We start from the raw sequence: 13,051 nt of genomic DNA, 5'->3' as shown, positions 1-13,051 counted from the left end.
GAGTGCCAGCGGCACAGCCTGCCCCGACTATTCGGGGATGCATAATGTAACGAGCCGATGGCTCTCAACAACATTTTGGTGGTTTCAAACGGGTTGAAACCCGTTTTTACAATATTTTTTCGAGGCTACGCCTCTTTTTATACATTTAAAATTTTAATGCGTCTGCCCTGTTATAATCCTTATTTTTTATAGCCTTCTGCCATCTGTAACCTATTTTTATGCTGCATGAAGAAACTGCTTATTAAACTCTTTCGAAAGCCTGTTTTACGCCTGGCAGAAAAATTTTCTTCACGGCCTGATAAAGAAAGGGTATTTGCTTCGCTTACAGAACTGCATTCAAAAATTCTAAACGGCGATAAAAAGAAAGGGCTGATTATTCCTTTCAACGCAGCTTCGCAAAAAATAATTGTATTCTCCGATCAGCATAAAGGCGCAAGAAATAAAGCCGATGATTTTGCAATTTGTGAACAGGGTTATGTTGCTGCCCTGGATTATTATTTTAAAGAAAGTTTTTCGTTCATCAACCTTGGCGATGGGGAAGAATTATGGGAGAATAATATTTTCCAGGTAAAAAAACATAACAGGGTTTCGTTTGAAAAAGAAAAATTATTCATACAACAAAAACGGTTTATAAAAATATTCGGCAACCACGATCTGTATTGGGCAAACGATCCGCTTGCGTGGATGCAACTGGAAAGTATTTATGGTGAAAAGGTGCCGGTATATGAAGGCTGCATTCTTGCAACTACTTTAAACAAACGGCCATTTCAAATTTATCTTACACATGGCCACCAGGGAGATTTGCAAAGCGATGGCAACTGGTTTAGTAAATGGTTTGTATCTACTGTTTGGGGGCCGGTACAGGGTTTGCTCGATATCAATCCCAATACGCCGGCCTTCAACGACCAGTTAAAATCCCTGCACAACACCATTATGTACGAATGGAGCAACGCCGAAAAAAATGTATTGCTGATAACAGGCCATACGCATCAGCCTGTATTCATGTCGCTAACGCACCTGGAAAGATTATATGTAAGGCTTGCCGAAGCGCAAAAGAATAAAGATGATGCTGCACTAAAAACCATAGAAGGAGAGATAGCCAAAGCGAAGCCTGTAAACCCCACAGCGCCTGATTTTTCCAGGATAATCCCATCTTATTTCAACAGTGGCTGCTGTTGTTTTGATGATGGCGATATAACGGGTATAGAAATAGCAGATGGTTACATCCGTTTAATAAAATGGCAAACAAAAAACAATGTTGCCAAACGCGAAGTGCTGGAAGAAATTAAATTGAATGAACTGGAGGGTTTGCTGTCATAATATTCAGGATAACAAAGCCGTCTTAAGTAATGTTTTGTCACAAAACCGCTAAAGCACGGAGAAAATAAAACAAAAGATCACTGCTTTGTATCCCGGGTCTCGCAAGTCTTTGAAACCTTAGTAGAAAAAAGTTCGGATAAGAAATTTAACCTTATTACTGCAAGCAATAAAATATAGCTTAACGTGAGTTCGGGATAAGCTTAGATTGTTATTCCGACCTCATCCCAACCCTTTTATTTCGTGCATATATATTTTTAAATTGCCTCAATGAATGCTTTGCATTTCCAAAGGAGAAGGGCAAGAAAAAACATGATTTTTTGCATGCTTTATGAGTTTTAGGGCGTCGGAAGTCCTCTCCTTTGGAGAACCTGTCCCGGCCATTCGGGAGGACTTAGGTGAGGTCTGTCTGCAAGCTTTAAACATATCGCTTATCCCGAACTCACGTTAGCTTAATAAGGTTAAGGCTTTATAGCTTTCGGATGCATTTCTATTAAGGTTTTAAAACATTGTTTCATCCATTATTCGCCTTTAACTTGATGTTTTGAACACTGTTGCTTCGATTTTCTGCAAGGCTTGTTATTATGCCTGTAAAGCATTTACGGGCTTCTTTCCTGCCAGGGATGATTCACGTATGTCCAGCGTGGTTTTAAGCTGAATGGTTGTATATTCTTTGGGCGTTTCTTTTGTTTCAATCTGGTTTATCAATAAAGCCGCAGCATGCTGTCCAATTTCAAATGTTGGCTGGGTAACGGCAGTAAGTGTGGGGCTTAAAAAACTGCTGACAGGGTTATCAGAAAAACCGGCAATGGCAACATCATCAGGCACTTTTAAATCCAGTTGTTTCATGATCTTTAAGCATACCATTGACAGGCGTTCTACCGAGCTTAAAATGGCCCGTGGCCGGTTAGGGCTTAATAGCAGTTTGCGTACGCTGTTTTCCATTCCGGCCAGGTTAAAATCGCAATGTATAATCCATTCTTTCCTGGTTATAAGCCCGTAGGTTTTCAGCGCGTCTTTATAACCTTTTAGCCTGTTTTGTGTTATGGCAAGGCCGGGCGAAATGGTTAAATGGGCAATGTGTTCATAGCCTTGTTGTATGAGGTGTTGTGTGGCATTATAAGAACCTTCATAATCATCCACCACCACTTTATGCGAAGGCAGCCTGGCGCAAACCCTGTCAAACATAACCACCGGTATGCCTTTATCAATCAACTCCTGCAGGTGCGCAGTGTTTTTTGTTTCGTTCGATATGGTGATGATCATGCCGTCAATCCTTCTCGATGCCAGTAAGTGCGTATTAATCACTTCAAGGTCGTATTTTTCATGGCTCTGCGAAATCAGCACCTGGTAACCCATCTTATTGGCATATTCTTCAATGCCTGCAATGGTGGCCGAGCAATAATTGTTCGCTATCTCCTGCACCATTACGCCAATCACTTTCGTTTTTTTATCTTTTAATGAAAGGGCAATGGGGTTGGGCATATAATTAAGGTCGCTGGCAACCTGCAATATCAGTTCCCGCGTTTCTTTTTTTATATCGGTGCTGCCACGCAATGCCCTCGACACCGTTGATACGGATACGTTTAAGCGCTGTGCAATGTCTTTAATCGTTATATCGTGAAGTGGGCCCATGCTTGTTACCACAAAAATTTAATTATGCATAGAAGATATACAAAATTGTTTATTGAAAAATTATCAGCAGCATGTCTGGTCATCGCAGCGTTTACAGCTTATTGCCCGCCTGTATTTTCCCACGATCAATCCCGGCGGCCTCTTTTAGCAAACAGGGCTAAGCATATTGGACAAATTACAACAAAACACCATCATCAATAATTATTTTCAAATTTTTTTAGCGGAATATTAAATAAAATACATTGCAAACGTTTCCGGAAACGTTTGCAATGTTAGCAATAATTTTTTCAAAAACCATGCTATTGTTTTCACGTTGCCATCTCTATACATTTGTTTTCAACACATTCTGTAAACGATTGCTGAAGTCACATGAAAAAGGGTCTCACCTGTACATTGTTTCTGATTACGATATTATCGCCTGTCTGCTTTAAGGCAAATTGCCAGCAGTTGGCAACATTAACGGTGAATGCACAACCTGCAACTGTTGCCGTACCTGTATATATTGACCTTGATGATATAACACAACAAAACGATTCAGTACTTGTATTAAAAGAAATAAGTAAAAACGGCGCGGTTGAAGTGCCCTGCCAGGTGGAACAAAATTATCACCGCTTTTTATGGTGGATGCTTACACCACAAACCAGTTCCTCCAAAAGAACATTTACATTATCCGCAGAAAAAAACAGGCAGCGGCAGCAAAGCCCCTTACAGGTGGAAGACGATTCTGCACTCGTTATAAAGGCATATAATAAAAACGTATTGCAATATAATTACCGCATGCATTACCCGCCTGCTGGCGTTGATACGGCATTCAAACGCAGCGGTTTCATACATCCTTTATGGTCTCCCGCAGGCAATGTGCTTACGCAGATCAATCCCAAAGATCATTACCACCACGTAGGCATCTGGAACCCATGGACGCATGTTTTATATAAAGGAAAAGAAGTTGATTTCTGGAACCTCGGCGACAAAAAAGGCACAGTGCGTTTTGCCGGTTTTATCAATAAAGATGCAGGCGCCGTGTATGCAGGTTTCAGGGCTTTGCAAAATCATATTGCGTTTAATATTCCGCAGCAGGGCGATGAGTCCATCGCTATGAATGAAGTGTGGGATGTGCGTGTGTATAACACCGGCAAGCATGTGTGGCTGGTTGATTTTACTTCAACGCTGAATAATGCGGAAGACGATACGATAACACTGGAACAATACCGCTATGGCGGCTTTGGCTTCCGTGCTGCACCCGACTGGAATGATAACAACAGCAAAGTACTTACATCAGAGGGTAAGACAAGAAAGGATGCCGATTCTTCCGTAGCGCGCTGGTGCACCGTTGATGGCGATATGAAGCAGGGGCACTCAGGCATTGAGTTTATGAGTTATCCAACCAATTACAACTTTCCTGAGCCCATTCGTGTATGGCCTGAAAAAATGAATGGAAGGGGCGATGTGTTCTTTAGTTTCAGCCCTACAAAAACAAAAAGCTGGGAATTGCAGCCTGGTAAGAACAATGTATTAAAATACAGGATGCTGGTGTATGATGGAACGATAACAGCCAGGGAAGCGGAAGCAATATGGAAGGCCTTTGCACAGCCGCCGGCCATCAGCATACAAAAAAATAAATAAGAGAGTTGTTATAGTCTGTCTGAAAATGGAAATTTCAAACACCATTAAGCATGGTTATATATTTTAAAAGTATGAATAAGCACAACAAGGTCATCGTCATACCCGGCTTGATCGGGTATCTGCACTTGAAAACTGAAGCAGATTCCCACTTTCGTGGGAAAGACGTGCAAGAACGAAATAATTTTTAGACAGCTCCTAAGCTGAATATTGAATATTTTTCTTAAGCAAACGACATTGAACCGCTATTCACTATTGACAATTCACCATTGACTTAATAATAGTTGGCACATGAGAAAATTTATTGCGCTAAGCTTCCTGTTTATTATAACGGCATTATGCGCCTGCAAAACACAAAAAGAAACAGCGGCAAATAATGTTACCTGGAAGAAAGTAAAAGTTTTTGTTTACACAAAAAATGGCAAGGGCTATGTGCATGATAATATTGCTTCGGCAGCAAGGTGCATACAGGAGTTGGGTGCACAAAATGGTTTTGCCGTTGATGTATCAGACGATCCTGCAAAATTTAATGATGATAATTTAAAGCAATACAATGCGCTCATTTTTACAAGCACCAATAACGATGTGTTTGATAACGATGCGCAAAAGCTTGCCCTGATGCACTACATAGAAGCAGGCGGCGGTTTTGTGGGCATTCATTCTGTTACAGGCACGGAAAGAAACTGGCCCTGGTTCAAAAGGCTTGTGGGCGGCACGTTTGAGCGCCATGCAAAGCACCAGCCGTTTACAGAAATCATTATAGACCATAATAATCCTTCCACCTCATTCTTGTCAAACACATGGAAGCGGGATGACGAATGTTATTATACAAAAGAAATAAACCCGGACATACATGTTTTAATGGTGCATGACCTTTCAACGGTTGATGATAAAGGCAAGCCTGTTATATACGGCAACACATTTCCTTCTGTATGGTGCCATGAATTTGATGGCGGCAGGGAATGGTACACGTCTTTAGGGCATGACAGCGCCACATACAAAGAACCGGAGTTCCGCAAACATATCACGGGCGGTTTGCAGTGGGTTTTAAATAAACAAAAACCATTGGATTATTCAAAAGCGCATGCCAAATCACCAAACGATCCACTGCCATATTAAATAATAAAAAGCTTGCTTAACATGACTACAAAAAACGCATCAGGCTCAAGAAGAAATTTTATCAAGACCAGTTTAAAAGGCGCCGGGGGCGCAGCCATTCTCAGCAATTTTCCAACCATTGTCCCGGCAAGGGTCTTAGGTAAAAATGCGCCCTCCAATCTTATTAATGTGGGCGTTATCGGCACAGGCCGCATAGGCACAGAATGGGATATGCCGGGTGTTTTAAAGCATGATGATGCGAAGATGATTGCTGTGTGCGATCTCGACAGCAACCGCTTAAAAAAAGCGCAGCAGTTTGTGGATGGTTTTTATACAAAAAAGAATGGCTCATCTTACACCGGCACAAAAGGCTATGAACATTTTGAAGACCTTATTGCCAATAAAGATATTGATGCCGTGTTGGTGTGCACGCCCGACCACTGGCATGTAATTCCTGCCATAACTGCCGTGCGGGCAGGCAAAGACGTATATATGGAAAAACCGGCCTCGCTTTCTATTGCCGAAGGCAGGATATTGAGTGACGCCGCTGCAAAAGCCGGCGCCATATTCCAGATAGGCAGCCAGCAACGCTCCATGCCGCAGTTTAAAAAAGCATGCGAGCTGGTGCGCAACGGCCGCATCGGCAAAGTGCATACGGTTTATGTGGGGTTGCCGGTTGATGATCCGAAAGAAAGCACGCCTGAACATGAAATGCCTATACCTGCCAACCTCAATTATGAAAAATGGCTGGGCTCAACGCCGTATGTTCCATATACAGAAAAGCTGGTGCATCCGCAGGATGGCAGTTTTTCAAGGCCGGGCTGGCTGCGTTGTCGGCAATTCGGCGCCGGCATGATAACCGGCTGGGGCGCTCATCATTTTGATATTACCAATTGGGGGCTTGGTACAGAACATACGGGCCCAATAGAAATATCAGGCACGGCAGACTGGCCGCCGGCCAATGCTTTATGGGATGTGCATGGCAACTTTAAAACAGAAACCATTTTTAATGTAAACGGCGATACGGTAAAAGTGCTGGCAAGCAATGAATATCCCAACGGTGTAAAATTCGTTGGCAGCGATGGATGGATTTTTGTTACCCGGGGTAATTATTCCGTAACGGCAAGCGATCCGGCTTCAAACGCCGCAAAAGCAAAGGCCCTCGATGCAAGCGATCCTAAAATACTTACTTCTGAAATTGGGCCCAATGAAATTCATTTAATCAACAGCACCGATCATCATGGCAACTGGCTGAACAGCATAAGAACAAGGGAATTGAATATTGCACCGATTGAAGTGGGCCATCGTGCATGCACGGTGTGTTTATTGAATGATATTGTTTTCCAGTTAAAGAGAAAACTGTATTGGGATGCAGAAAAAGAAATGTTTAAAAATGATGATGAAGCCAACTTTATGCTCATGCGCAGCCAGCGCTGGCCTTACCAGATTAATAAGGAATATGATGTAAGAACGCTTGTTTCTAAATAAAAAAACAATTATCAATATACCGATAGGTGAAGACACCAACCGGTAGTGGATAAAAGTCCCTCTCCTTTGGAGAGGGATTTAGGGTGAGGTCAAGATAAGGCTTAATTAAATGACATTTATTCATTATTTAACATTGGCAAATCATCTTTCATCGAAACAAATAAAAAACATAATGAATGAGATAAAAGAAAGTAACAAAAAACAAAAGCAAAGATTTGATTTGCTTAATAACGGGGCAACTTATCTATCTATAATTTTTTTGTTGATGATGAACATGAGCTGCAACACTTCTTCAACTGAAAACGCATCCGCTGAAGACAGCAGTAAAGTGCGCTTAATAACGCTGGCGCCCGGCCATTTTCATGCTGCGCTGGTACAAAAAAATATGTACCCCGAAATTGATTCGGTGGTACATGTGTATGCACCGGAAGGCCATGAATTGCAGGCGCACCTTGCTTTGATAGATCAATATAACCATCGCGCAGATAACCCCACACACTGGGTGGAGAAATTATATACCGGCAGCGATTATCTTGATAAGATGCTGGGCGAAAAAGCAGGTAATGTTGTAGTGCTTGCCGGCAATAACCAGCAAAAAACAGATTATATAAAACGCGCTGTGGAAGCCGGTTTAAATGTATTGGGCGATAAACCCATGGCCATTAATTCAGGCGATTTTAATGTGCTGCAGGAAGCTTTCAGCACAGCCGCAAAAAACAATGTGCTGTTGTATGATATAATGACCGAACGCTCTGAAATTACAAACACCCTGCAAAAAGAACTGGCACATATACCGTTTGTGTTTGGCGAATTGCAAAAGGGCACAACAGATGATCCGGCAGTAAGAATGGAAAGCATTCATTACTTCTATAAATATGTTTCCGGCAATGTATTAACAAGGCCCGACTGGTTCTTCGATCCCGGACAGCAGGGCGATGCCATAACAGATGTAGGCACGCACTTGCTTGATCTTATTCAATGGGAATGCTTTCCTGATTCCATCATTGATTTTACAAAGGATATTGATATAACCAATGCGCGTATATGGCCAACGCCGCTTACCTTATCGCAGTTTGCAGCCATTACAAAAGAAGATAAGTTTCCTGCTTTCCTTCAGCCATATATTACCAATGATACCGTATTGCAAACACATGCCAACGGCGAAATAAACTATGTAATAAAAGGTGTTCATGCACGTATAACGCCGCGCTGGGAATATAAAGCCACTGCCGGTGGCGATTCGCATTATTCCTTATTAAAAGGCACAAAAGCCTCCCTGGAAATAAAACAGGGCGCAGCAGAAAATTATAAGCCGGTATTATATATCCGGCCAAACAATAACTCAAAAAATTTTGCAGATACATTAAATACAGCCATAGAAAAATTGAATGAAAAATATCCCGGTATTACAGTTCAGTCAGTCAACAAAGGATTTAAAGTTGTAATACCCGAAAAATACGATGTAGGCCACGAAGCGCATTTTGCTCAGGTAATGGAAAGATACCTGCAATACTTAAAAGAGAAAAAGCTTCCCGGATGGGAAGTGCCCGGCATGTTAGCCAAATATTATACGGCAACAAAGGCACTGGATATAGCAACAAATAAGCAATGAGTTTTAACCTGAGAAGTTTTGAATTTGAATCAGCCTGTAATCAATCAATTACTTCGCCGTCATTCCCCCGACGCGTCGGGGGAATCTGCTCTATTAATCCTAAAAACCAGGAAATAATACACGGCGTAAATTTTTAAGAGCAGATGCCCGGTCAAGCCGGGCATGACGTGCAAGTTGCTTTGTTTGATTGTTGGTTCAAAACATCTCAATAAATCATAAAATCAAACATTGCTGAAATATAATTTTTTATTATTCAAAATCTATAAACATGCACCCCCTGCAGGAAAATATTCATCATTCATCATCTTCTGAAAACACAGCACGATCAGTGTTTTCACTCCGGGGCAAAACAGCATTGGTAACCGGCGGCGGCAGCGGCTTGGGCCTGGCCATAGCAAAAGCATTGGCAAGCAATGGCGCTAAAGTTATTATAGCAGGCCGCGATGAAAGCAAGCTTCAAAAAGCCTGCAGCGAAATTGGCAACGGTTGTAGCTGCATCAGTATTGACCTCTCAAGCCTCAGCGCCATTCCTGCTTTTGTTGAACAGTTGATACAACATTCAAACACGATTGACATACTGGTAAACAATGCCGGTATCAACATGAAAAAAGAAGCGCTTGAAGTAACCGATGAAGAGTTTCAAAACATCATCTTAACCAACCAGCAGGCTGTGTTTGCCCTTACAAGGGAAGTGGCCAGGCAAATGGCTGCCGTACAGCAGGGCAGCATTATAATGATAAGCTCTATGGCGGCGCACTATGGCCTGCCTAAAGTGATTGCCTACACCGCTTCAAAAACAGCTATTGAAGGCATGACGAGGGCGTTGGCAGTAGAGCTGGCTGAAAAAGGCATTCGGGTAAACTGTATTGCGCCGGGCTTTATAGCAACAGATATGTCGGCAAAAGCCCTAAGCAGCGATCCCGATCGCATGAACCGGGTACTTGCAAGAACGCCCATGAAAAAACTGGGGCATCCGGATGATATCGGTTATGCCGCTGCCTTTCTTGCCTCTGAAGGTGCACGCTTTATAACCGGCGCTGTACTGGCCGTTGATGGCGGCAATTCTATCGGTTTTTAATTTCTAACTATAAAACTTGACGTATGAACTTTTCTTCGCTTTTTCTTATCTCTTCACACCTAAACATTGCATTATGAAAAAAACTATACGCAAATCCTTTATTATGGGGGCCTTGCTGCTTGCATGCGCCGCAAAAACAATGCTGGCGCAAGCGCCCCTGTTGGTTAAGGGCGCCGTTATCTCTAAAGACAGCACAAAACCCCTGGCCGGCGTAACGGTAACCGTTGAAGGCAATGCCAAATGGGGCGTTGTCACCAGTGACGACGGCAGCTTTATCATCAAAAATGTGCCTGCATCGGGAAGCCTGGTCTTCTCTTTTGTGGGGTACAAAACACAAACGGTGGCGGTTAACGGGCAAACAACCATTAACGTGGCGCTTGACCCCGAAGGCAGTGCTCTGGATGAGGTGGTTGTTATTGGTTATGGCACCGCCAGGAAAAAAGACCTTACCGGCGCCATAGCATCAGTAAATGTTACCAAATTAGAAAACGAAAACCGCACATCGGTGCAGGACGCCCTTCGCGCTAACGTGCCCGGTTTAACTGTGGGGGTGGTAAGCACGGCAAAACCGGGCGGCTCCCTGCAGGTGCGCGGCACCAATACCCTCAGCGCCGGCACCAGCCCGCTGATCGTATTGGACGGGGTGATCTATTACGGCGCCCTGGCCGATATTAACCCGGCGGATATTGCCTCCGTAGATGTTTTAAAAGATGCAAGCGCCGCTGCGGTATATGGCGCCAAGTCGGCAAGCGGGGTCATCATGGTCAATACCAAGAAAGGAAAGGCCGGGAAACCAACCATAAACTTTAGCAGCAACCTCGCTTTGGCCACCATGGGCGTAAACCAGCCGGTATATCAGGGCCAGGACTTTGTAAACTGGCGTGTGGATGTGGAAAACAGCATTCATAGTTTCAATGAAGAACCGTACCAGTTCAACGACCCGCGCACTTTGCCTTCAGACATTTCCGTGGACGACTGGCTGGCTTACGACGCTTCCAGCGGCGACCCGGTAACGGTTTGGCTCACCCGCCTCAACTTCCAGGCGGTTGAACAAAAAAATTACCTGGCCGGCACGCCCACAAACTGGTACAACATGATGTTTCAAAACGCCCTGCAGCAGAATTACACCTTAAGCGTTTCCGGCGGCAGCGATAAATTTAACTATTACTGGTCGGGCGGGTATTTAAACAATAAAGGCATTATTGTGGGAGATAAATATTCAACCATTCAAAGCCGGCTGAAATTAGAAACCCAGGTAACGAAATTTTTAACCGTTGGCATCAATACCCAGTTTGCGGCCAGGGACGAAAGCTCGGTACCGGTGAGCTGGAGCCTCATTGTTAACAATACGCCTTATGGCAGTTTTTACAACGATGATTCCACCGATTTCCGTTACTGCCCGAATGACGACCCCGGCGCAGGTGGCAGAAACCCTTTTATCGCCACCACCTACACCAGCCGCCTGAAAAGGTATTATACCCTTAACACAATTGCTTACGGCAAGGTGAACCTGCCCTTCGGCATAAAATATACGGTGAACTTTGCACCGGAATTTGAGTTTTATAATTACTTCAATGGCAATAGCTCCAAAAACCCTGACTACACGCTCATAGGCGGGGAAGGAGAAAGAAACAACCACGAGGTTTACCAGTGGCAGATAGACAATATTTTAAGCTGGAGCCGGGACTTTAATAAGTACCACCATGTGGATGTAACCCTGCTGGCCAATTCTGAAAAATACCAGTACTGGTCAAATGACATGGTAGGCACGGGTTTTGACCCGAGCGATGTTTTAAGCTACCATAACATGAGCGCGGCCCTAACCCAGTCAATTTCGAGCGATGATGAATACAGCACCGGCGCCGCCTTAATGGCCAGGGTATTTTACAGCTATAAAGACCGGTATATGCTTACCCTGTCTATGCGGCGGGACGGCTATTCCGCCTTTGGCCAAAAATATCCCTGGGCCAATTTCCCGGCGGCAGCTTTCGGCTGGGTATTTACGCAGGAGCCGTTTTTTAAAGCCCCCTGGCTTAATTACGGCAAGCTGCGCCTGTCTTACGGCATAAACGGCAACCGCGATATTGGCCGGTATTCCGCCATTTCTAACCTGGCTACCGGCAAATACTTAGAGGTAGCCCCGGATGGCACCACCACCGTTGTTTCCCAGTTGTATGTAACAAGAATGGCCAATGAAGACCTGAAATGGGAACAGACAGCCGCCTTCAATATCGGCCTGGACTTTTCCATCCTCAACGGCGTGCTTGGCGGCAGCATAGATGTGTATAAAGGCAAAACAACCAACCTGCTGGTTGACCGCGCCCTGCCGGATGTGGTAGGCTTTTCCGAAGTAGAAAGCAATATTGGCGAAGTGGATAATAAAGGTTTGGAAATAAACTTAAATTCTACCAATATCAGCACGAACAACTTCAGCTGGAGAACTTCCTTCAATTTCTCTTTAAACCGCAATAAAATCGCCCATCTCTATGGCACTATGGAGGACGTGACCGATGCAGACGGGAATGTGACAGGCCAGCGGGAAGCAGACGATATTACCAATGGCTGGTTTATAGGCCGCCCGATTGACGCCGTGTGGGACCTGAAAGTACAGGGGGTTTATCAATCTGACGATAAAGACGCGGCAGCCACCTATGGCCAGTCGCCCGGCGATTTTAAATTACAGGATGTGAACAGCGACGGCCAATATACAAACGACGATCGCCAGTTCCTCGGCCAGACAAAGCCGCGTTACCAGTGGTCGCTGCGGAATTCGTTTACCTTGTTTAAGGATTTCGAACTGTCTGCCCTGATTTATTCTTCCTGGGGTTACATGGCTGCCTTTAACCAGGCCAAGAACAAAGGCGGTTTTCCCGACCGTACAAACGGGTATGTATATCCGCACTGGACGCCGGAACACCCTACAAACGATTTCGCAAGAATTTACTCCAGCGACGGCAGTGCTTCGTACAATGTTTACAGGAACAGGAATTTTATCAGGCTTGATAATGTGGCCCTGGCTTACATAGTTCCGCCGGCTTTATTGAAGAAGGCCAGCATACAGGGCCTGAAGTTTTACTTCTCTGTAAAAAATGCGGCGGTATATGCCCCGGACTGGGAATACTGGGACCCCGAATGGGACCCGAATGTTGGCGCCGGCCCCACGCCAAGAACATACACTTTCGGGCTTAACCTGACACTCTGAT

At 44.3% G+C, this 13,051-nt stretch carries 8 protein-coding genes; 7 read left to right on the top strand and 1 reads right to left on the bottom strand.

The features are described from left to right. Positions 1–225 precede the first annotated feature (225 nt). On the top strand, positions 226–1,320 hold the full coding sequence (locus tag QM629_RS18875) for a metallophosphoesterase (protein ID WP_415161460.1): 1,095 nt from the start codon (positions 226–228) through the stop codon (positions 1,318–1,320). 579 nt (positions 1,321–1,899) lie between these two features. Here the strand turns inward: QM629_RS18875 and QM629_RS18870 are convergent. Beyond that, complete coding sequence (locus tag QM629_RS18870) at positions 1,900–2,952, bottom strand: LacI family DNA-binding transcriptional regulator (protein WP_415161459.1); 1,053 nt, start codon at positions 2,950–2,952, stop codon at positions 1,900–1,902. 447 nt (positions 2,953–3,399) lie between these two features. On the opposite strand from QM629_RS18870, the gene QM629_RS18865 reads away from it, so the two are divergent. From QM629_RS18865 to QM629_RS18840, 6 genes are all read left to right on the top strand, one after another. Beyond that, positions 3,400–4,575, top strand: a complete 1,176-nt coding sequence (locus tag QM629_RS18865) for a PmoA family protein (RefSeq protein ID WP_415161458.1) — start codon at positions 3,400–3,402, stop codon at positions 4,573–4,575. A gap of 288 nt (positions 4,576–4,863) precedes the next feature. Then, complete coding sequence (locus QM629_RS18860; RefSeq protein ID WP_415161457.1) at positions 4,864–5,691, top strand: ThuA domain-containing protein; 828 nt, start codon at positions 4,864–4,866, stop codon at positions 5,689–5,691. Between the two features lie 21 nt (positions 5,692–5,712). Then, on the top strand, positions 5,713–7,158 hold the full coding sequence (locus QM629_RS18855; RefSeq protein WP_415161456.1) for a Gfo/Idh/MocA family oxidoreductase: 1,446 nt from the start codon (positions 5,713–5,715) through the stop codon (positions 7,156–7,158). Positions 7,159–7,330: 172 nt separating this feature from the next. Continuing rightward, positions 7,331–8,770: a putative oxidoreductase C-terminal domain-containing protein gene (locus tag QM629_RS18850; RefSeq protein WP_415161455.1), complete on the top strand. Its 1,440-nt coding sequence runs from the start codon at positions 7,331–7,333 to the stop codon at positions 8,768–8,770. Positions 8,771–9,038: 268 nt separating this feature from the next. Further along, positions 9,039–9,848 carry an SDR family NAD(P)-dependent oxidoreductase gene (locus tag QM629_RS18845; protein ID WP_415161454.1) on the top strand — a complete coding sequence of 270 codons (810 nt, stop codon included), beginning with the start codon at positions 9,039–9,041 and terminating at the stop codon, positions 9,846–9,848. A gap of 73 nt (positions 9,849–9,921) precedes the next feature. Beyond that, positions 9,922–13,050: a SusC/RagA family TonB-linked outer membrane protein gene (locus QM629_RS18840; protein ID WP_415161453.1), complete on the top strand. Its 3,129-nt coding sequence runs from the start codon at positions 9,922–9,924 to the stop codon at positions 13,048–13,050. Position 13,051 lies beyond the last annotated feature (1 nt).

This window comes from Parafilimonas sp., assembly GCF_047606085.1.
Taxonomy (GTDB): domain Bacteria; phylum Bacteroidota; class Bacteroidia; order Chitinophagales; family Chitinophagaceae; genus Parafilimonas.
The sequence above is the reverse complement of the archived record's forward strand: the minus strand, read 5'-3'. Positions and strand labels throughout refer to the sequence as shown.